Raw genomic sequence first — 24,381 nt, 5'->3', positions numbered from 1 at the left:
CACCTGCAGCGCCTGGCGGTCGAGCAGGCCGGACAGGCGAACGGCGGCGGGGATGTTGTCGACGGCCGACTCGGGGTCGAAGCGGTTGAGGAACCACATGCGCTGCTGGGCCAGCGACAGCGGCACCCGTGCGGGGCGCTGCTGCGGGACAAGCGGGGCGCGCCGCTCGTCACCGGAATGCGTCTCGGCCCGCGCGGCCAGCGCGGCGACCGTGGACGCCTCGAACAGTTCGCGCACGCCGATATCGGATTCCAGGGCGGCCGAGAGCCGGGCCGCGACCTGGGTGGCGGTCAGCGAGTTGCCGCCGAGAGCGAAGAAGTCGTCGTCGAGGCCGACCCGGTCCAGGCCGAGCACATCGGCGAAGGTGGCGGCGACGATCTCCTCGACCGGCGTGGTCGGCGCGCGGAACACCGCGGCCTCGAACACCGGGGCGGGCAGGGCCTTGCGGTCGAGCTTGCCGGAGGCGTTGAGCGGGAACTCGTCGAGGACGATGATCACCGACGGCACCATGTAGGCGGGCAGGTTGTTGCCCAGTTCCTCGCGCGCGTCCTCGATGTCGACGGTGCGGCCGACGGCGGGGATCACGTAGGCGACCAGCTGGTCGCCGGTGTGCTGGTCGCTGCGGACCACCACCACCGACTGGGCGACCTCGTCGAGGCCGGTGAGCGCGGACTCGATCTCGCCGAGCTCGATGCGCAGACCGCGCAGCTTCACCTGGAAGTCGGTGCGGCCCAGGTATTCCAGGTCGCCGTGTTCGGTCCAGGCGACGAGGTCACCGGTGCGGTACATGCGCGCGCCGTCGTCACCGAACGGGTCGGCGACGAAGCGGTCCGCGGTGAGATCCGGGCGGGCGACATAGCCGCGCGCCAGCTGGGTGCCAGCGAGGTAGAGCTCACCCGCGACACCGACCGGGACAGGCCGCAGGCGCGCGTCGAGGACGTAGACCTGGGTGTTGAACACCGGGGCACCGATCGGCACGGTGTCGATGTCGGTGTCGACGACCTCGTGGAAGGTGACGTCGACCGCGGCCTCGGTGGGGCCGTACAGGTTGTGCAGTGCCGCACCGGTGAGTTCGCGCAGGCGGTGGGCAGGCTTGGGCGGCAGCGCCTCACCGGAGGCGAACACCATGCGCAGCGAATCACACTGCGCGGCAGCGGCATCCGCGACGAACACGGCCAGCATCGACGGCACGAAGTGGGTGACGGTGACACCCTCGGCCGCGATGATCTCGGCCAGGTAGGCCGGATCACGATGACCGTCGGGCTTGGCGACGACCAGTCGCGCACCGATCTGCAAGGGCCAGAAGAACTCCCACACCGACACGTCGAACGTGGCAGGCGTCTTCTGCAGCACCACATCGTCAGCGGTCAGGCCGTACTGCGCCTGCATCCACACGAGGCGGTTGACGATCGCGCCATGGCTGACCGCCACACCCTTCGGACGACCCGTCGAACCCGACGTGAAGATCACGTACGCGGTGTTCGACGGACGCAGCGGGGAGGTGCGTTCGGCGTCGGTGAGGCGGGTGTCGGCGTAGCCGGACAGGTCGAGCAGGTCGATGCGGACCTGCGCGGTGTCGATCTCCAGATCGGTGCCCGAGGTGAGCACACACACCGGATCCGCCGTCGCGAGAATGTATTCCGTGCGCTCGGCCGGATGGTCGGGGTCCAGCGGCACATAGGCGCCACCGGCCACGCTCACCGCGTACATGCCGACGACCAGGTCGAGCGAGCGGCGCATGCCAAGGGCCACATAGGTTTCCGGGCCGACACCACGGTCCACGAGCCACCGGGCCAGGCGATACACCTGGGCCGCGAACTCGGCGTAGGACAGACTCGTCCCCTCGAAGGTGAGGGCGGTGGCCTGCGGGGTGCGGGCCAGCTGCGCCTCGAACATCGAGACCAGGGTGGCGCGCTGATCCACCTCGTGCGCGGTGTCGTTCCACTCGCGCACGACGAGTGCGCGTTCGGCGGCGTCGAGCAGTTCGATATCGCCCACGGCCACCGTCGGTTCGGCGGTGATCGCGGTGAGCACCCGGATCAGGCGCTCGGCGATGCGGTGCACGGTGGCGGCGTCGAACAGGTCGCTCAGGTAGCCGGCGCGGATGCGCAGCTGGGTGTCGAGCTGGGCGATGAGCGAGAGCGGGTAGTGGGTGGCGTCGGCGGCATCCAGACCGGTGACGGCCATGCCGTCGATGTCGGCGGCCTGGGCCTTGATGCCCTCGGCGTCGACCGGGTAGGACTCGAAGACCACCAGCGAGTCGAACAGGCCACCGACACCGGCGGCCGACTGGATCTCGGCCAGGCCGATGTAGTGGTGGTCGAGCAGGTCGGCCTGCTCGCCCTGGGTTCGGGTCAGCACCTCGCGCACCGATTCGGCCGCGTCGAAACGAACGCGCACCGGCACGGTGTTGATGAACAGACCGACCATCGACTCCACGCCCGACAGCTGCGCGGGACGACCGGAGACGGTGGTGCCGAACAGCACGTCGTCGCGACCGGTCATCCGGCCGAGCACGATCGACCAGGCCACCTGCAGCACCGTGTTCGGGGTGACGCCGAGGTCGGCGGCCAGCGCGACCAGGCGGCCGGTGGTGATCTCGTCCAGGTCGAACAGGTACTCGTCCGACAGGGCGGTGATCTCGCGGCTCGCGTCCGGGCGGGCGAGCAGCGTGGGCTCGGTGACCCCGCGCAGCGCATCGGACCAGACAGCAACGGAGGCCGAATGATCCTGCTGGGAAACCCATTCCAGGAAGTGGCGGTAGGAGCGGGCGGCGGGCAGCGCGCTCGCGTCGCCGTGCAGGGCGTAGAGCGCGAGCAGGTCGCGCATCACCAGCGGCATCGACCAGCCGTCGAGCAGGATGTGGTGGTTGGCCACCACGAAACGCCATTCGTGCTCACCCACCTGGATCAGGGTGAAGCGGATGAGCGGCGGCTCGGCCAGGTCGAATCGGGCGTTGCGATCGGCCTCGACGAGGTCGGCGAACTCGCTCGTTTCAGTGCGGTCGTGTTCGGCCCAGGCCACACGGGCGTTGTCGAGGACGATCTGCACGGCATTGCCGTCGTGATCGGTGACGAACGCGGTGCGCAGGGTCTCGTGCCGGTCGAGCAGGGCCTGGGCGGCGGCGCGCAGACGGGTGGCGTCGACATGACCGGTGAGCGTGAGCACCGCCTGGGCGGTGTAGACGTCCACCGAGCTCGCGGCGAGGCGGGCGTGGAAGAACAGACCGGCCTGCAGCGCGGCCAGCGGCCACACCTGGGTCAGCTCCGGGTAGCGCCGCTCCCAGACGTCGATATCGCGCTGGGTGGCGCGCACGAGCGCGAAGTCGGACGGCGTGTGGCCGCCCGCATCGGCGGAATTGGCATGCCGGGCAACGGCTTCCAGCGCGGCGACCCACAGGTCGGCGAATTCGCGGACCTCGGCCTCGCCGAGCAGGGTGCTCGGGTAACCGATATTGGCGCTGAGCTTGTCGCCGACGACGATCGCGTTGACATCCAGCGGTGCCATCGCGGGCATGTCGGCGTCGTAGGCGCCGCCCAGGGAGGCCAGCTCCGAGGCCGGGATCCAGCCGAAACCACGCAGCGCGTCGGGGACGTCGCTGTCGGCGACCCGGCCGAGGTAGTTGAAGCTGATCTGGCCGGGCAGCTCGGTGGGCAGTTCGGCGGCGGTGTCGGCGTTCATGTACCGCAGCAGGCCGTACCCGATGCCCTTGTCGGGCACCGAGAGCAGCTGTTCCTTGACCGCCTTCACGGCCTGGCCGATCGCCGGACCACCGGCCAGGGCGGCGTCGAGATCGATGCCGGTGAGGTCGAGGCGCACCGGGAAGATCGCGGTGAACCAGCCGACCGTGCGGGACAGGTCGGCACCGGGCGCGACCTCTTCCTCGCGACCGTGGCCTTCCAGGCGCACCAGCAGGGCGTCGTTCGAGTCGTCGGACTTGCCGGGGACGCGACGGGTGCGCCACTTGGCGGCGGCCAGGGCGAGCGCGGTGAGCAGACCGTCGTTCACGCCACCGTGGAACAGGGCGGGCACGGTGGTGAGCAGGGCCTTGGTGACCTCGGCGGACACCTCGACCGGCAGCTTCTCGATCACACCGGACACGTCGACGGCCGGGTTCATCGGCCGCTCGGTGAGCAGCGGATCGGGCGTCGCCACGACCTCACGCCAGAAGTCGAGCTCGGCGAGGCGGTCGGGGTTGCGCGCCTCGTCGGCCAGAGCGTGCGCCCAAGCGCGCATGGACGTGGCGGGCGCGACCAACTCCGGCTGCTGGCCCGAGGACAGCTGACCCCATGCGGAGACGAAGTCGGGCACCAGGATTCGCCACGACACACCGTCGACGACGAGGTGGTGGGCCACCACGATCAGTCGTCCGGCCCGGCGCGCGGACTTGTTCTCGGTATCGGCGGACGAGGTCGCGCCACCAGCCGACGCGGTGCCGGGCAGCGAGATGGTCGGGGTCACCGGCTCGGTGGGCTCCAGCCACACGAAGCGCACGACGACACCGGCGGCGGGATCGAGCCGGTCCAGACTCGAATCGAGTGCGGCCGAGGCGATCTCGAACAGCTCGGCGTCGGAGACGTTCGCGTCGAAGGTGCTGTGATCGATCAGGGTGTCCACATCGACGGTGCCTGTGGGCGCCGTGGTGACGACCCAGCGGCCGTCGACCTGGTGCAGACGCGAGCGCAGCATGTCGTGGCGGTCGACGACCGCGCCGACGGTGGCCGCGATCCCCGCCCGGTCGATACCGACGGGCAGCTCGAGGGCCATGGTCTGGTTGAACCGGTCGAACGAACCCGACCGCTCGGCCATGAACCGCACCACCGGGGTCAGCGGCATCTCACCGACGCCGCCGCCGGGCAGTTCGGCCAGGGTCACCGCAGAAGCCGCTGCGACATCGGCGGTTTCGGCCACCGAGGCCAGGCCCGCGACGGTGCGCTGCTCGAACACGTGGCGCGGGGTGAACAGCACGCCGCGGGCCTTGGCCCGGGAGACGAGCTGGATGGAGACGATCGAGTCACCGCCGAGGGCGAAGAACGAGTCGTCGACACCGACGCGCTCCACGCCGAGGACCTCGGCGAACACCTCGGCGATGGTCTGCTCGATCGGGGTGCGCGCGGCCCGGAAGGAGACCTCGGTGGCGAACACCGGCTCCGGCAGCGCCTTGCGATCGAGCTTGCCGACCGGGGTGAGCGGCACCCGGTCGATCACCATGATCGACGACGGAACCATGTAGGCGGGCAGGCGTTCCTCGACGTGCGCGGTGAGGGCGGCCACGTCGATCGAACGGCCCGGCGCGGCAACGACATACGACACCAGCGAGACGGCGCCCGCGGTGCTCTTGTGGCCGAGGGTGACGGCGAAGTCGACCGTGTCGTGCGAGGCGAGTGCGGAGTCGATCTCACCCAGTTCGATACGGAAGCCGCGGATCTTCACCTGGAAGTCGGAGCGGCCGACGTACTCGACGGTGCGTTCCGGCGTCCAGCGCACGACGTCACCGGTGCGGTACATCCGCTCCCCCGGCACGAACGGGTCGGCGACGAACCGGTCGGCGGTCAGGCCGGGGCGGGCGTGATAGCCGCGCGCCAGCTGGATGCCCGACAGGTACAGCTCACCCGCGACACCCACCGGAACGGGCTGGAGCTGGGCGTCCAGGATCAGCGAGCGCATGCCGCGCGTGGGGCCACCGATGGTGACCAGCTCGCCCGGCACCAGCGCATCGCTGATGTTCGTCATGATCGTGGTCTCGGTCGGACCGTAGCCGTTGTGGAAGGCGCGGATTGTGCCGTCCGCCAACGGAACCGCCCACTTCGACACCAGATCGGCGGGCACCGCTTCACCACCGGCGACCAGCACCCGCAGCGAATCCAGGCCGCTCGGGTCGAAGGTCGCCAGGGCGGCGGGGGTGATGAAGGCGTGGGTGACCCGCTCGGCGCGGATCAGTTCGGACAGTTCGTCGCCGCCGTACACACCAGGCGGGACGACCACCAGCGCACCACCGCGCGCCAGAGCGAGCAGCAGCTCCAGGATCGACGCGTCGAACGAGGGCGATGCGAAATGCAGTGCCCGCGTGGACGAGTCGAGCTGGTAGCGCTGCGCCTGCTCCTCGCCGAAGTTGGCGAGACCCGCATGGGTGACCACGACGCCCTTGGGCACACCGGTGGAACCGGAGGTGTAGATGACGTAAGCGGGCTGCTCGGGCGTGGTCGCCCGGACCAACTCGGCGTCGGCGATCGGGCCGCCGTCGAAGCGATCGAGGTCGAGCTCGTCGAGCACGAGCCAACCCGCGGCCGAGTTGCCGAACGTCCCCGCAGAGGCCGAAGCACCTGCGGCATCCGCAGATTCAGACGTCTGAGTGGCAGCCGAAGCACCGTCCGCAGGCCCGGCGTCGGGCATCTGCGGTGCGGCGGATGTCCCGGCTGCGGTGGCGATGTCGGGCAGTCCGTCGCGCACCGACGCGACCGTGATGCCGAGCGGCGAACCGGAGTCGGTGACCATGTGGGCGATGCGGTCGGCGGGGTAGGTCGGGTCGACGGGGACGAAGGCGGCGCCGGTCTTGGCGACGGCCCAGGCGGCGAGCACCGAGTCGGCCGAGCGCGGGACACCGATGGCGACGAGATCCTCGGCACCGATGCCCTGCTCGATCAGCAAGCGCGCCAAGCGGTTCGAACGTTCGTCGAGTTCGGCGTAGGACAGAGTCGTCCCCTTGAACACGACGGCATCGCCGGTCGGGTTCGCCGCGGCGGCGTCGGCGAGGAGGCTGCGCAGGGTGCGGGCGGGCACTGGCGGTGCGCCGACCCGGAACACCAGGTCGGCCCGTTCGGCTGCGTCGAGCACGTCGATCGCGCCGATGGTCACCGAGGCGTCGGCGGCCACGGCCTCGAGCACGCGTTCCCAGCGGGTCGCGATGGTGTCGACCGTCGCCTCGTCGAACAGTTCGGTGGCGTAGTTCAGCGACAGCGCCATCCCGCCGTGGCCGGGTTCGCCCAGCTCGGACAGGGTGAACTGGAGGTCGAAGCGGGCGACGCTCTCGTCGAGGTCGAGCGCCGACACGGCGAGACCGGGCAGTTCCAGGGTGGTGCGGTCCAGGTTCTGGAAGGCCAGCATCACCTGGAACAGCGGGTTGCGGGCCTGGGACCGCTCGGGTGCGAGCAGTTCGACCAGGCGCTCGAACGGCACGTCGGCATTGCCGTAGGCGTCGAGGTCGGTCTTGCGGGCCTGCTCGAGCAGGTCGGTGAACGACTCGCCCGGGCGCACACCGGTGCGCAGCACCAGGGTGTTGACGAACATGCCGACGAGGTCGTCGAGGGCCTGCTCGCCACGGCCGGCGATGGGGGTGCCGATGGCGATGTCGTCGGAGCCGGACAGCCTGGCCAGCAGCACCGCGAGCGCGGTGTGCATGACCATGAACAGCGAGGCACCCTGACGGCGGGCCACCTCGTCGAGGCGGGCGATCAGCTCGGGCGGGAGCTCGCGGTGCACCGACGCGCCACGCAGCGAGGCGATGGCCGGACGCGGCCGGTCGAAAGGCAGGGTGAGTTCGTCGGGAACACCGGCGAGCTGACGCTGCCAGTAAGCCACCTGTCGCGCCATCAGCGAATCGGCGTCGTCCTCGGTGCCGAGGACCGCGCGCTGCCAGACGGCGAAGTCGGCGTACTGCACCGGCAGCGGCGCCCAACCGGGCGCGGTGCCCTGTGCGCGGGCTGTGTAGGCCAGCATCACGTCGCGGGTCAGCGGGGCGATGGAGAAACCGTCGGCGGCGATGTGGTGGACCACCACGACGAGCACGTGCTCGGCGGCCGCACCGGAACCGGCGAGCTGGGCCGCGCCCGCACCGTCGCGCGTGGACGCGACGCCGTTCGCGGGTGCACCGTCGTTCCCGGGCGCGACGCGGAACAACCGGGCGCGCAACGGAACTTCTTCCGCCACATCGAATCCGGTGGAGACGAACTCGGTGACTGTCTCGAAAAGCTGGTCGGCAGCGACGGTGACCGGGCGCAGATCCAGCGAAATACGTTCGGCCGCAACCACTTGCTGCACCGGCGTGCCGCCGTGCTCGGGGTAGCGGGTGCGCAGCGATTCGTGCCTGCGCACGAGGTCGGCCAGCGCCAGCGACAGCGCCTCGACGTCGAGGTCGCCGGTGAGGCGGATCGCGACGGGCAGGTTGTAGGCCGAGGAGGTGGTGTCGTACTTGTTGAGGAACCACATCCGCTGCTGGGCGAACGACAGCGGGACCAGTTCGCCGTCGGCGCGCTCACGGGCGACGAGCGCCGCGCGGGCGGTGCCGCCGGTGTGGGACTCCACCCGGGCCGCGAGGGCTTCCACGGTCGACGCTTCGAACAGGGCGCGCACGGGCACCGTCGCACCGAGCGCGGCGCCGATGCGGGCGACGACGCGGGTGGCGATCAGCGAGTTGCCGCCGAGGTCGAAGAAGTCGTCGTCGGCGCCGACCCGGTCGAGGCCGAGCACGTCGGCGAACACCGAGGCCACGGTTTCCTGCACCGGCGTGACCGGGGCGCGGAAGGCGCGCGCCTGCACCGCCGGGGCGGGCAGGGCACGGCGGTCGAGCTTGCCGTTGACCGTGAGCGGGATCCACTCGAGCCGCACCAGCGCGGCCGGAACCATGTAGGCGGGCAGCTGTTCGGCGGCGCCGCTTCGCACGGCGTCGAGGTCGGGTTCGGTCTCGGCGTCGGCGACCACGTAGGCGACGATGCGCTGGTCACCGGGGGTGTCCTCGCGCACGATGACCGCCGCCTGGGCGATGCCGGGCTGGGCGAGCACGGCGGCTTCGATCTCACCGAGCTCGATGCGGAAACCACGCACCTTCACCTGGTCGTCGGCGCGGCCGAGGTATTCGAGTTCGCCGAAACGGTTCCAGCGCGCGAGGTCGCCGGAACGGTACAGCCGCGAACCGGCCTGGTTCGGGCCGGCCAGCGGATTGGCGACGAACCGGGTGGCGCTGAGGTCGGGGCGACCCAGGTAGCCGCGCGCCAATTGCGGTCCCGCGACGTACATCTCACCCGCGACACCCACCGGCACCGGGCGCAGACGCGAGTCGAGCACGAACACGCTCAGGCCCGCGATGGCCCGGCCGACGACCGAACCGGCCGCCGCCGCGATGGTCTTCGCGTCGAGCGCGCGGAACGACACATGCACCGTGGTCTCGGTGATGCCGTACATGTTCACGAGCGTCGGCGACGAATCACCGTGGCGGGCAACCCAATCCGACAGACGACGCAGCTCGAGCGCCTCACCGCCGAACACCACGTAGCGCAGGGCCAGCGGCGCCAGGCCCGGTCCGGCGTTCCGGTCGGCCTCGGCGAGCTGGTAGAACGCCGACGGCGTCTGGTTGAGCACCGTCACCTGCTCCACCCGCAGCAGTTCCAGGAACTGCTCGGGCGAACGCGAGGTGTAGTAGTCCACGACGATCAGCGAGCCGCCGAACAGCAGCGGGCCCCACAGCTCCCAGACGGAGAAGTCGAAGGCGTAGGAGTGGAACAGCGTCCACACATCGCGCGGGCCGAAGCCGAAGTCGCGATCGGTATTGGCGAACAGCCGCACCACATTCCGGTGCGCGACGGCGACGCCCTTGGGGCGGCCGGTCGAACCGGAGGTGTAGATGACGTAGGCGACATTGTCGGGCGACAGCGGTGCTAGGCGATCGGCGTCGGTGATGGGCGCGTCGTCGGCGTCCTCCACATTGCCGGTCTCCACGGCAAAGCCGTCGAGGACCACCGAGGGCAGGTGCGCGGGCACCGTCACCTGGACGGTGGAGTCGAGCACAACGCTGGTCGGGCGCGAGTCCTCGAGCACGTAGGCGATGCGCTCGGCCGGGTAGGTCGGGTCGACCGGCACGTAACCGGCACCGGTCTTGACCACCGCGAGCAGTGCGACGACCAGATCCAGCGAACGCGGCAGGATCACCGCGACCAGCGATTCGGGACCAGCGCCGTCGTCGATCAGCCTGCGCGCCAGCACATTCGCGCGCCGGTCGAGCTCGGCGTAGGTGAGCGATTCGACGCCGAACTTGGCGGCGATCCGGTCCGGGTAGGCGGCCGCGGCCGCGTCGAACAGGTCGACCAGAGTGGTATGCCGGTTGCCGAACAGCCCGCGCCGGTAGCCGGCGGGGGTGCTGGCATCGTGCACCACCGGCAGGGCGATGGCGTCGGCGCCCGAGGACACCCAGCGCTGGGCGACATCGCGCTGTTCGGCCTCACCGAGCAGGTCGATGTCACCGACGATCACGTCCGGGTTCTCGGCCACCGTGCGCAGGATGCGGACCAGGCGGTCGCCGAAGGCGGCGACGGTCTCGGCGTCGAACAGATCGGTGGCGTAGTTCCAGGACATGGCGAGCGAGCCGTCGGCGGCCTCGCCGACGGTGAGCTGCACATCGAATTTGGCTGTGCCCGGGTCGAAGTCGACCACGTCGAGGTCCAGACCCGGGAGCGCCACGGTGCCGGTGTCGGCGGCGGTGGCCGCCTCGAAGGTGAGCGCTACCTGGAACAGCGGGTGGTGCGCCTGCGAGCGGGTGGGGCTGAGTACCTCGACGAGCCGTTCGAACGGCACGTCGGCGTTGGCGAAGGCCGACAGGTCGACCTTGCGGACCTGCTCGAGCAGGTCGCCGAAGCGCCCGCCGAGGTCGACCTCGCTGCGCAGCACGAGGGTGTTGACGAACATGCCGACCAGATCGTCGAGCGAACGTTCGCCACGGCCGGCGATCGGGGTGCCGATGGCGATATCGGTGCTGTTGGACAGTCGCGCGGCCCAGGTGGCCAGGGCCGCGTGCATCACCATGAACAGGGTGACGCCACGGGCACGGGCGATCTCGGTGAGCGCGCGATGCAGTTCGGCGTCGATCGAGAACCGGTACAGGTCACCGGCATTGGTCGCGATCTCGGGACGCGGCCGATCGGCGGGCAGTTCGATCTGATCGGGCAGGTCGCGCAGTTGCTCGGTCCAGTAGGCGAGCTGACCCGCGGCGACCGAATCGGGATCGGACTCCTCGCCGAGCACCTCACGCTGCCACAGCGTGTAGTCGGCGTACTGCACGTCCAGGGGCGCCCACGCAGGCACCTCACCGCGGGCGCGTTCGGTGTAGGCGACCACCACGTCACGCAGCAGCGGACGCAGCGAGAAACCGTCGCCGCTGATGTGGTGCATCACCAGGACGGCGACATGCGTGCGGTCGTCGACGCGGAGCAGGCTCGCGCGGAACGGCACCTCGCGGGTGACGTCGAACTGCACGCTCGCCAGTTCGACCACGCGTGCGACGACATCCTCGGCGGCGACCGGCTGGGCCGGCAGCGCGAAACGGACTTCGTCGACGGGCAGGATCTGCTGGTAGCCCGCACCCTCGATCTCGGGGTAGAAGGTGCGCAGCGACTCGTGCCGGGCCATCACGTCGGCGATGGCGGATTCCAGTGCGGCCGTGTCGAGTTCACCGGTGAGCCGGATGGCGACCGGGATGTTGTTCACGGCGGTGCGGTTGTCGAAGCGGTTGAGGAACCACATGCGCTGCTGGGCCTGCGACAGCGGAACCAGCTCCGGGCGCGGACGCGGTGTCAGCGGCACGCGCGAGCCCCGGCCGGACGCGGTTTCCACGCGAGCGGCCAGAGCGGCGACGGTCGGCGCCTCGAACAGCGCGCGCAGCGGAACCTGGGCGTCGAGGGCCTCCGACAGACGCGCGGCGACCCGGGTGGCGACCAGCGAGTTGCCGCCGAGTTCGAAGAAGTCGTCGTCGAGGCCGACCTGGCCCGCGCCGAGCACCTCGGCGAAGGTGGCGGCGACGATCTGCTGCACCGGGGTGACCGGCGCCTGGAACACCCGCGCGGCGAACACGGGGGCGGGCAGCGCCTTGCGGTCGAGCTTGCCGGAAGCGTTGAGCGGGAAGGCGTTCAGCACCATGAACGCGGCGGGCACCATGTACACCGGCAGTTCGGCCGACAGGGCGGCCTTCGTCGCATCGGTGTCGACGCTCTGTCCGGTCTCCGGGATGACGTAGGCGACCAGCTGGTCACCGGTGTGCTCGTCGGCGCGCACCACCACGACCGCCTGCGCGATCTGCGGCAGCGCGGTGAGCGCGGACTCGATCTCGCCGAGTTCGATGCGCAGACCGCGCAGCTTCACCTGGAAGTCGGTGCGGCCCAGGTATTCCAGCTCGCCGTCGGGGGTCCAGGTGACGAGGTCGCCGGTGCGGTACATGCGCTCGCCGGGGGCGAACGGATCGGCGACGAAGCGGTCCATCGTGAGGTCGGGGCGACCCACGTAGCCGTGGGCCAGCTGCACGCCCGCCAGATACAGCTCACCCGCGACACCCACCGGAACGGGTCGCAGCCGCGAATCCAGCACGTACAGACGGGTGTTGAACACCGGCGCGCCGATCGGCACGGTATCGGTGTCGGCCTCGGTGACCTCGTGGAAGGTCACGTCGACCGCGGCCTCGGTCGGGCCGTACAGGTTGTGCAGCGCGGCACCGGTGAGTTCGCGCAGGCGCTGCGCGGTCGGCGCGGGCAGCGCCTCACCGGAGGCGAACACATTGCGCAGCGAGACACAGTCGGCGGCAAGCGGTTCGGTGACGAACACGGCCATCATCGACGGCACGAAGTGCACCGTGGTGACCTGCTCGGCCACGATCAGCCGGGCCAGGTAGGCCGGGTCGCGATGCCCGTCGGGCTTGGCGACCACCAGGCGCGCACCGACCTGCAGCGGCCAGAAGAACTCCCACACCGACACGTCGAAGGTGGCGGGCGTCTTCTGCAGCACCACGTCGTCGGCGGCCAGGCCGTAGGCGGCGTGCATCCACACGAGACGGTTGACGATGGCCGCGTGACTCACCGCGACACCCTTGGGGCGCCCGGTCGAACCGGAGGTGAAGATGACGTAGGCGGTGTTGCCCGAGCGCAGCGGGCGATGCCGGTCGGCGTCGGTGACCGGCTCGGCCGAGTGGCCGGACAGGTCGAGCTGGTCGATGCGCACCTCGCGACCGGCGGCCGCGGGCAGGCTCTCCCCCGACGTCAGCACGCACACCGGCTGCGCGGTGTCGAGGATGTGCTCGATGCGCTCGGCCGGGTGATCGGGATCCAGCGGCACATACGCGCCACCGGCGGCCGACACCGCGTACATGCCGACCAGCAGGTCGATCGAACGCCGCATGCCGAGGGCCACATACGATTCCGGGCCGACGCCCGCGTCCTTGAGCCAGCGGGCGAGCTTGCGCACGCGGACCGCGAACTCGGCGTAGGACAGACTCGTCCCGTCGAACGTGAGGGCGGTCGCGTCGGGCGTGCGCGCGACCTGCGCCTCGAACAGCGCGTTGAGGGTGGCCGGGTCGTCGTCGCTCGGGGTGCTGAGCGCGGCGTCGACCGCGAATTCGGTGTCGTTCCAGCGGTCGAGCACCAGGGCGCGCTCGGCGTTGTCGAGCAGTTCGATGTCGCCGACGGGGGCGGTGGGGTCGGCCACGATCGCGGCGAGCACACGCAGCAGGCGGGCGCCGAAGGTGGCGGCGAACGCGGCGTCGAAGAGATCGGTGGCGTAGACGAGTTCGGCGTCGAGGTGGCTGTCGTCGTCGGCCGGGACCTCGCTCAGCGCGAGCTGCAGGTCGAACTTGGCGGTGTGCTGATCGATGCCCAGCTCCGACACGGTCAGACCGGGCAGTTCCAGGGTGGTGCGGCCCAGGTTCTGGAACGACAGCATCACCTGGAACAGCGGGTGCCGCGCCTGCGAACGGGCCGGGTTGAGCACCTCGACGAGGCGTTCGAACGGCACGTCGGCGTGGGCGAAGGCGGCCAGGTCGTGTTCGCGCACCTGGCCGAGCAGCTCGGTGAAGGTGACGCCGGGGTCGACCTCGGCGCGCAGCACCAGGGTGTTGACGAACATGCCGACCAGGTCGTCGAGAGCCTGCTGACCGCGACCGGCGACCGGGGTGCCGATGGCGATGTCGGAGGTGCCCGACAGGCGCGCGAGCAGCACGGCGAACGCGCTGTGCACGACCATGAACAGAGTGGTGCTGTGCTCGTGGGCCACGCGGTTGAGGGCGTCGACGAGCTCGCCCGGCACCTCGAAGCGGTGCGTGCCCGCCTGGTAGCTGGCCTGCGCCGGCCGCGACTTGTGGCCCAGGCGCAGCTCGTCGGGCAGGTCGGCCAGCGCGGTGCGCCAGTGGTCGAGCTGCTCGGAGATCAGCGAGGTCGGGTCGTTCTCGTCGCCGAGAACCTCGCGCTGCCACAGCGCGTAGTCCACGTACTGCACGGCCAGCGGCGGCCAGCCGGGCTCGGCGTTGGCGGTGCGGGCGACGTAGGCGGTCATCAGGTCGCGCACCAGTGGGCGCAGCGAGAAACCGTCGGAGGCGATGTGGTGGACCACCATCACCAGCACGTGCTCGCGTTCGCTCAGCTCGTAGACCCGAAGGCGCACTGGCGGATTCGCGGTGACGTCGAAGCCGCGGCGGGCGAACTCGTAGAGCGAGGTCGCCATGTCGGTCTCGTCGGCCTCGACCAGTTCCACGTCCGGAATGGCGGCTGCGGCGGCGAGCACCTTCTGGTAGGCGGTGCCGTCGTGCGACGGGAAGACCGTGCGCAGCGACTCGTGGCGGGCGATCACGTCGGCGACCGCGCCACGCAGGGCGGGGAAGTCGAGCAGTCCTTGCAGGCGCACCGCGACCGGGATGTTGTAGGTGCCGGTGTCCTCGGCGTCGAAGCGGTTGAGGAACCACATGCGCTGCTGGGCGAGCGACAGCGGCGGGTACTCCGGGCGCGGACGGGCGGTGAGTTCGGCGCGCAGACCGCTGCCCGCGTGCGATTCAACCCGCGCGGCGAGCGCGCCGACGGTCGGCGCCTCGAACAGGGTGCGCACGCCGACCTCGGCGTCGAGCGCCTTGCTCAGACGGGCCGCGACCTGGGTGGCGACCAGCGAGTTGCCGCCGAGGGCGAAGAAATCGTCGTCCACGCCCACGCGCTCGGCACCGAGCAGGTCGGCGAAGATCTCGGCGACGATCTCCTCGATCGGCGTCGAGGGCGCACGGAACACCTTTGCCTCGAACACGGGCGCGGGCAGCGCCTTGCGATCGAGCTTGCCGGAGGCGTTGAGCGGGAATGCCTCGAGCACGACCAGCGCCGAGGGCACCATGTAGGCGGGCAGCTCGGCGGCGAGCCCGGCCTTGACGGCGGCCACATCGAGAGCCGAACCCGGTTCGGGCACAACGTAACCCACGAGCTGATCGCCCGCGTGCGCGTCGGCACGGACGACGACGACCGACTGCGCGACACCGGGCTGGGCCAGCAGCGTCGCCTCGATCTCGCCGAGCTCGATGCGCAGGCCGCGCAGCTTCACCTGGAAGTCGGTGCGGCCCAGGTAGTTCAGTTCACCGTCGCGGGTCCAGGTGACCAGGTCGCCGGTGCGGTACATGCGCGAACCGGCGGGACCGTACGGGTTGGCGACGAAGCGGTCGGCGGTGAGGTCGGCCCGGTTGAGGTAGCCGACGGCGAGCTGATCGCCCGCCAGATACAGCTCACCCGCGACACCGGAGGCGACGGGGTGCAGCCGCGAATCCAGCACGAACACCTTGGTGTTCCACACCGGACGGCCGATCGGCACCGACTCCACGTCGGCGTCGACGACCTCGTGGTAGGTCACGTCGACGGCGGCCTCGGTCGGCCCGTACAGGTTGTGCAGGCGGGCACCGGTCAGCTCACGCAGGCGCTGCGCGGTGGGCGCGGGCAGCGCCTCACCGGAGGCGAACACCTGACGCATGCGCACCGCGTCACCGTTGCCGTTGTTACCGAGGGTCGACACGAACACCGACAGCATCGACGGCACGAAATGCGCTGTGGTGATGGACTGTTCGGCGATGATCTGCGCCAGGTACACCGGGTCGCGGTGACCGTCGGGCTTGGCGACGACCAGGCGCGCACCGGTCTGCAGGGGCCAGAAGAACTCCCACACCGACACGTCGAAGGTGGCGGGGGTCTTCTGCAGCACCGCGTCGGTGGCGTCGATCGGGTACTCGTGCTGCATCCACAGCAGCCGGTTCACGATCGCGGCGTGGTCGACGGCGACACCCTTGGGGCGGCCGGTCGAACCGGAGGTGAAGATGACGTAGGCGGTGTTGCTGTCGCGCAGCGGACGCACCCGCTCGGCGTCGGTGATCGGGGCGCCGCTGAAATCGGCGGGCGCCTCGATGTTCTCGACGGCGTGCACGGTGACACCCTCGGCCTCGAAACCGTCGCGACGGCTGGTGAGCACCAGCTGCGGCTCCGCGGTCTCGATGATGTGGCCGATGCGGTCGGCGGGCTGATCGGGGTCGAGCGGCACGTAGGCCGCACCCGTCTGCAGCACCGCGTACATGGCGACGACGAGTTCGGCGGAACGCCGGATGGCAAGGGCCACATGCGAACCCGGGCCCACACCGTCGGCGATCAGCCTGCGGGCGATGCGGTTGGCACGCTCCTGCAGCTCGCGGTAGGTCAGCTGCTCGGCTTCGAAGACCAGCGCGACCGCGTCGGGGGTGCGTTCCACCTGGGCGTCGAACAGGGAAACAAGGGTGGCGTGCGGCACCGCGTGGGCGGTGTCGTTCCAGTCGACCAGGACCTGCGCGTGCTCCTCGGGCGCGAGCAGGTCGATGTCGCCGACCGGCACCTCGGGGTCGGCGACGATCGCGGCGAAGATGTTGTCGAGGCGGCGGGCGAACGCGGCGACCGTCGATTCCTCGAAAAGATCGAGCGCGTAGGAGAACTCGGCCGACATGCCGCCGACCTCGCCGTCGGTGTCCTGCACCTCGGTCAGCGTCAGCTGCAGGTCGAACTTGGCCAGCTGGGCGTCGTAGTCGATACCGCTCACCGACAGGCCGGGCAGCTGCAGCGAGGCCTGCTTGGTGTTCTGGAACGACAGCATCACCTGGAACAGCGGGTGCCGAGCCTGCGAACGGGCCGGGTTGAGCACCTCGACGAGCCGCTCGAACGGCACGTCGGCGTGGGCGAAGGCCTGCAGGTCGGTTTCGCGGGCCTGGTCGAGCAGGGTCGCGAAGGCGGTGGCGCCGTCCACCTCGGTGCGCAGCACCAGGGTGTTGACGAACATGCCGACGAGATCGTCGAGCGCCTGGTCGCCACGACCGGCCACCGGGGTGCCGATGGCGATGTCGGACGACCCGCTCGAGCGCGCGAGCAGCACCGCGAGGGCGCTGTGCATCACCATGAACAGCGAGGCGTTGTAGCGGCGGCCCAATTCCATGAGGGCACGCTGGGTTTCGCCCGCGATCACGAAGCTGTAGGTGCCGCCGCGGTAGCTGGCGGCGGGCGGACGCGGGTGATCGGCGGGGAGCACCAGCTCGTCGGGCAGATCGGCGAGTTCGCGCTTCCAGTAGTCGATCTCGGAGGAGATCAGCGAGGTCGGGTCGTCCTCGGAGCCGAGCACCTCACGCTGCCACAGCGCGTAATCGGCGTACTGGACCGGCAATTCGGCCCAGGTCGGCGCCTCCCAGGAGGTGCGCGCGGCGTAGGCCATGATGACGTCGCGCGAGAGCGGCGCCATCGACCAGCCGTCGGCGGAGATGTGGTGCACCACCATGCCGAGCACGTACTCGGAGTCCGAGATCTCGAAAAGCCGTGCGTGCAGCGGTACTTCGCTGGTCACGTCGAAGGCCATCGAGGCCAGGTCGATCAGGTGATCGATGAGGTTTTCCTCGGTGACCCGGTACGGGGTGAGGTCGGGCACGATCTGGGCGGCGTCGAGGACCACCTGCACCGGGCCGTTGCCGGAGTCGGGGAACACGGTGCGCAGCGACTCGTGCCGGTCGATGACGTCGATGACGGCCACCTGCAGGGCGGCCACGTCGAGGTCACCGGACAGGCGGATGGCCACCGGGATGTTGTTGACCGCCGAGGCGGTGTCGAAGCGGTTGAGGAACCACATGCGCTGCTGAGCAAGCGACAGCGGCACCTGCTCGGGCCGCTCGCGCGCCACCAGGGCCTTGTGGGCGCCGTCGCCCGCCTGCGATTCCACACGGGCGGCCAGGGCAGCCACGGTGGACGCCTCGAACAGCATCCGCACCGGAACGCGGGTATCGAGGGCGATACCGACGCGCGAGACCACCTGGGTGGCGATCAGCGAGTTGCCGCCGAGTTCGAAGAAGTCGTCGTCGACACCGATGCGCGGCAGATCGAGCACGTCGGCGAAGACCTGCGCGATGATCTGCTCGATCGGCGTTGTCGGAGCACGGAATTCGCGCACCTCGAACACCGGTGCGGGCAGGGCGCGGCGGTCCAGCTTGCCGTTGACGGTCAGCGGGATGGCGTCGAGCTGCACGAACGCCGAGGGCACCATGTAGGCCGGGAGCTGGTCGGCGGCGAACTGGCGGACCTCGTCGAGGTCGAGCTTGTGCGATTCGGCGACGACGTAGGCGACGATGCGCTGACCACCGGGCTGGTCCTCGCGCACGATGACCGCGGCCTGCGCTATCTCCGGGTGCGACAGCACGGCGGCTTCGATCTCACCGAGCTCGATGCGGAAACCACGCACCTTCACCTGATCGTCGGCACGGCCGAGGTATTCGAGCTCGCCGAAACGGTTCCAGCGCGCGAGGTCGCCGGAACGGTAGAGGCGTTCGCCGTCGCCCATCGGGCTCGCGACGAAGCGGGTGGCGGTCAGATCCGGGCGACCGAGGTAGCCGCGCGCCAATTGCGGTCCCGCGACATACATCTCACCCGCGACACCCACCGGCACCGGGCGCAGACGCGAGTCGAGCACATACACGCTCAGACCGGCGATGGCGCGTCCGACGATGGAACCCGAAGCGGCGGCGATGGTTTCGGCATCGAGCGCGCGGTACGACACGTGCACCGTGGTCTCGGTGATGCCGTACATGTTCACCAGCGTCGGCGACGAATCACCGTGGCGAGCAACCCAATCCGACAGGCGACGCAGCTCGAGCGCTTCACCGCCGAACACCACGTAGCGGAGGCTCAGGGGCTCGACGCCGGGACCGGCATTGCGGTCGGCCTCGGCCAGCTGATAGAAGGCCGACGGCGTCTGGTTGAGCACCGTCACGCGCTCGGTACGCAGCAGATCCAGGAACTGCTCCGGGGAGCGCGAGGTGAAGTAGTCGACGACGACCACGGTGCCGCCGAACAGCAGCGGGCCCCACAGCTCCCACACCGAGAAGTCGAAGGCGTAGGAGTGGAACAGCGTCCACACATCGTCGGGGCCGAAACCGAAATCACGATCGGTGTTCGCGAACAGCCGCACCACATTCCGGTGCGCGACCGCGACACCCTTCGGGCGGCCGGTCGAACCGGAGGTGTAGATGACGTACGCGACATTGTCCGGCGACAGCGGCGCCAGCCGGTCGGCGTCGGTGAGCGGCGCGCTATCGGCGTCGTCGAGCTCGCCGAGCACCAGCACGGGCAGGTCGTCGGCCAGCTCCACCTCGGAGTCGGCATCGATCACCACACTCGTCGGGCGCGAGTCCTCGAGCACGTAGGCGATGCGCTCGGCCGGGTACGTCGGGTCGACCGGCACGTAACCGGCACCGGTCTTGACCACCGCGAGCAGAGCCACGACCAGATCCAGCGAACGCGGCAGGATCACCGCGACAAGGGACTCCGGGCCTGCGCCGTCGGCGATCAGCTTGTGCGCCAACGCGTTCGCGCGCTTGTCCAGCTCGGCGTAGGTCAGCGACTCCGTGCCGTAGCGGGCCGCAACATTGTCCGGATGGGCCGCGACAGCGGATTCGAACAGGTCGACCAGCGTGGTCGACCGGTCGGCGAACTGCCCGGTGCCACCGTCGGGGGCGAAACTGACCCACTCACGCGACACATCGAGACGTTCCTGCTCACCGAGCAGATCGATGTCACCGACAGCCACCGACGGGTCGACGGTGATCGCGCGCAGGATCGACAGCAGGCGGTCGATGAACGACTGCACGGTCTCGGCGTCGAACAGGTCGGTCGCGAACTGCGCGACCGCCGCGAGGCCCTGCGGGGCACCACCGCTGCTGTGCTGTTCGGTGATGGTCCACTGCAGGTCGAACTTGGCGATCGCGACCTCGAGCTCGTCGGCGCTCACCGTGAGACCGGGCAGCTCCAGCTCGCCGTGCGCCATCTCCTGGAACGACAGCATCACCTGGAACAGTGGGTGGCGCGCCTGGGAGCGGGTCGGGTTGAGCACGTCGACGAGGCGCTCGAACGGCACATCGGCATTGCCGAACGAAGCCAGGTCGGTGTCGCGGGTACGGCTCAGGAAATCGGCGAACGACAGGCCGGGGTCCACGTCGGAACGCAACACCAGGGTGTTGACGAACATGCCGATCAGGTCGTCGAGCGCCTGCTCACCACGGCCCGCGATCGGAGTGCCGACCGCGATGTCACGGGTGTTGGACAGCCGCGACAGCAGCACCGCGAGCGCGGCGTGCAGCACCATGAACAGCGTGACGCCCTTGGCCCGGGCCAGCGCGATCAGCTCCGCGTGCAGCTCGGGGTCGATCTCGAAGGCCAGGTGCGCGCCACGGAAACTCTGCTGCTGCGGGCGGATCCGGTCGGCGGGCAGGTCGAGCTGGTCGGGCAGGCCGTCCAGCGCCCGGCGCCAGTAGTCGATCTGGCGGGCCGCGATGGACTCCGGATCGGACTCCGAGCCGAGCAGTTCACGCTGCCACAGCGTGTAGTCGCGGTACTGCACCGGCAGCGGTTCCCACGCCGGGGCCAGCCCCGCCGCGCGGGCGAGGTAGGCGGTGGCGACATCGCGGGCCAGTGGGCCGAAGGAGAAACCGTCGGCGGCGATGTGATGGACGACGAACGCGACCGCGTATTCCGGTGTGCCATTGGTGCTTCCACCGGTGACCCGGTAGATCCGCACCCGGATCGGCAGCTCGAGGGTGACGTCGAAACCCCTCGACGCGAAGTCGACCAGCTCGGCCGCCAGCTCGGCCTGATCGATCGAGGACACGGTGATGCCGAGGTCGAACTCGTCGGCACCGAGCACCCGCTGGAAGCCGCCGTCGGCGTCGGGGAAGATCGTGCGCAGCGACTCCTGGCGCACCACAACATCGTTGAGCGCCGCGATGAGCGCATCGACCTCGACGCGGCCCTTCATCTGCACCACGAAGGGCAGGTTGTAGGTGGGCGCGGCGGGGTCGAACTGGTTGATGAACCACATCCGCTGCTGGGCCAGCGACAGCGGCACCCGGTCCGGATGCTCCTGGGCGACCAGCGGCGGGCGAGACGAGATCTCGGCGGGCGCAACAGCTTCCGCGCGCGCGGCCAGGCCGGCGACGGTCGGGGTCTCGAACAGGGCGCGCACGCCGAACTGGATGCCGAACGCGGCGCCGATCCGCGCCACGACCTGGGTGGCGACCAGCGAGTTGCCGCCGAGTTCGAAGAAGTTGTCGTCGGCGCCGACCCGTTCCTGGCTCAGCACATCGGCGAAGATGCCCGCCACGATCTGTTCGGCGGCGGTACGCGGAGCACGGAAATCGCCTGCGGCGGCGGTGAACACGGGCTCGGGCAGGGCCTTGCGGTCGAGCTTGCCGCTGGTGTTGAGCGGGAACGCGTCGAGCACCATGATCGACGCGGGCACCATGTAGCTGGGCAGCTTCTCGGCGACGAACCTGGTCAGCGTCGCCGGGTCGGCGGACTGGCCGGGCGCGGGCACCACGTAGGCCACCAGCTGCTGACCGGTCGCGGTGTCGACCACGAGCACCGCCGCCTGGCTGACGCTCGGGTGCGCGAGCAGATCGGTCTCGATCTCACCGAGCTCGATGCGCTGACCACGGAACTTCACCTGGAAGTCGGTGCGGCCGATGTATTCGAGGACGCCGTCGCTGTTCCAGCGCACCAGGTCACCGGTGCGGTACATGCGCTCACCGGGGCCACCGACGGGGTTGGCGACGAAGCGGTCCGAGGTCAGGTCGGGGCGGCCGCGGTAGCAGCGGGCCAGCTGACGACCGGCCAGATACAGCTCACCCGGTGCACCGATCGCGGCCGGGCGCAGCCGCGAATCCAGCACGTAGACTTCGACATTCCATTCGGGGATACCGATCGGCACCGTGACGGTGTCGGCTTCGGTTGCCTCCCAATAGGTCACCGAGACCGCGGCCTCGGTGGGGCCGTACAGGTTGTGCAGTCCGGCGCTGGAAATGGCGCGCAGACCGGCGGCGGTCTCCGGCGGCAGCGCCTCACCGATCACGAAAACCGCACGCAGCGAAGCACATTGGGCGGCGGTGGCGTGCGAGACGAAGACGGTGAGCATGGACGGCACGAAATCCGTCACGGTGACGCCGTGGCGTTCGATCATGTCCGCGACATACAGCGGGTCGCGGTGCCCGTCCGGCGAGGCGATGACCAGCTCGGCGCCGACCATCAGCGGCAGGAAGTAACCCCACAGCGACACGTCGAAGGTGGTCGCGGTCTTCTGCAGGTACACGTCGTCGGCGGTCAACCGGTACTCGTCGAGCATCCACAGCTCTTGGTTGACGATCGCGTGGTGGGTGACCGCGACGCCCTTGGGGCGGCCGGTGGAACCCGAGGTGTAGATGACGTAGGCGGTGTTGTCCGGGCGCAGCGGGGCGAGCCGGTCGGCATCGGACACAGGTGTGGCGTCGAAACCGGTGGTGTCGAGTCGATCGATCTCCACCCGCGCGACATCAGCGGGCAGGTCGAGCTCGTCGCGGCTGGTGGTGAGCACACAGACCGGTGCCGCGGATTCGAGGATGTAGGCGGTGCGGTCGGCCGGATGATCCGGGTCGATCGGCACGTAGGCACCACCGGCGCGCAGCACGGCATGCATGCCGATCACCAGCTCCAGCGAGCGGCGCATGCCGAGGGCGACGAGCGATTCCGGGCCGACACCGTCGGCGATCAGGAAACGCGCGAGCCGGTTCACCCGGTCGGCGAACTCGGCGTAGGTGAGCGTTTCGCCCTCGAAGTCGAGGGCGATGTTGTCCGGGGTGCGCGGGACCTGGGCGTCGAGCAGGGCGGGCAGCGTGGTCGCGGGGACCTCGTGCGCGGAATCGTTCCACTCGGTGAGCGAGCGTTCCAGTTCCTCGGCGCCGGTGACGGGCAGCGCCCACACGGGCAGTTCGGCGTCGGCGGCCAGGAAGCGGTCGAAGAACTCGAGGAAACGGGCGTGGTGGGTGCGCGCTTCCTCGGCCGAATACAGGTTCGGGTTGGTCTCGAAGTCGATGTGGGAGCGGGTGCCGCCGTGCGACTGGTAGAAGTTGACGCCCAGGTCTTCGATGCTGCCGGTGGACAGCACATTGAGCGTGCCCTCCATGTCGCCGAAGCGCAGCTGGTTGTCGAACAACATGATGTTGACCCACGGACCGAAGAACTCCGTGGAGACCATGCCATCGCCCGCCGAATCACGGCGGATGTCCTCGTGCCGGTAGCGCTGATGACGCAGTGCGCCCGACACCTCGGTGGTGACCGAACGCAACAACTGGGCGACCGAGGTGTCGTGGCCGACGCGCAGGCGCAGCGGCACGATATTGGAGGTCGCGCCACCGGAGCGGCGCATGGTCGCGGTGGTGCGGGCGGTGACCGGCAGGCTGAGGATGACGTCCTCGGTGCCGGTGATCTGGGCCAGGTAGGCGGCGAAGCCGGCGATCAGCAGCGGGGCGGCGGTGCTGTCGTGGCGGGTGATCGCGGCGGCGAGCAGGTCGTCTTGGTCCTGCGACAGCGCAGCGCTGGTGATGTCGTTGACCGGCGACGGCGGCGCCGAACGACCGGTGAGGCTGCTGCCCTCCTCCAGGCCCGCCACCCGCTGGGCCCAGTGCTCCTTGTCGGACTGGAATCGGGTGCTGTCGCGGTAGGCGATCTCGGACTCGTAGAGCGAGCGCAGATCGGCGGCCTTGTTCGGCGGGGCCGGGATGCCGGTGACCTCGGCGGTGTAGAGCTGTGCCGTGCGGTTGACGAAGTTGTTGGCGCCGAAACCGTCGAGCACGATGTGGTGGACGCGGGCGTACCAGTACCAACGCTCGTCCTCGAGCTGCAGCGCGGCGGCCTGCACCAGGCGGTCGCGGACGATGTCGAGCGGGCGGCTGTACTCGGCACGCATCCACTCGGCGGCGGCGGCCTCCGGGTCGGCCTCGCCACGCAGATCGACATAGATCAGCGTCGCGTCCTGGGTGGGGTCGATGGTCTGCATCGGCTCGCCGTCGATCTCGACGATGCGCAGCCAGCCCGATTCGAGGTCGGTGGCGGCACCGGCGCTCGCACGCTCGAGCGCGGCCACATCGAGGCGGCCACGCAGGTCGACGTACTGGGCGATATTGATCGGCACCAGCGGGTCGACGTGCTGCGCGTACCAGATACCCAGCTGTGCGGGCGAGAGCGGGAAGTACTCCGAAGAGCCTCCACGTCCGTCACCAGTTTCGCCGTTTCCGCCGAAATCCAGCCGGTCCAA

General features: G+C 69.9%; 1 protein-coding gene (cut by a window edge). It reads right to left on the bottom strand.

Annotated elements, in window-relative coordinates; all coding sequences use genetic code 11:
- Nucleotides 1–24,381 carry the 5' portion of a non-ribosomal peptide synthase/polyketide synthase gene (locus tag AB0F86_RS11800; RefSeq protein WP_356985902.1) on the bottom strand. Its footprint begins 19,944 nt before the window's first position, so only the first 24,381 of its 44,325 coding nucleotides appear in the window; the start codon lies at nt 24,379–24,381; its stop codon lies beyond the left edge, outside the window.

Source organism: Nocardia sp. NPDC023733, from assembly GCF_040639775.1.
Lineage (GTDB): Bacteria > Actinomycetota > Actinomycetes > Mycobacteriales > Mycobacteriaceae > Nocardia > Nocardia rosealba.
The sequence above is the reverse complement of the archived record's forward strand: the minus strand, read 5'-3'. Positions and strand labels throughout refer to the sequence as shown.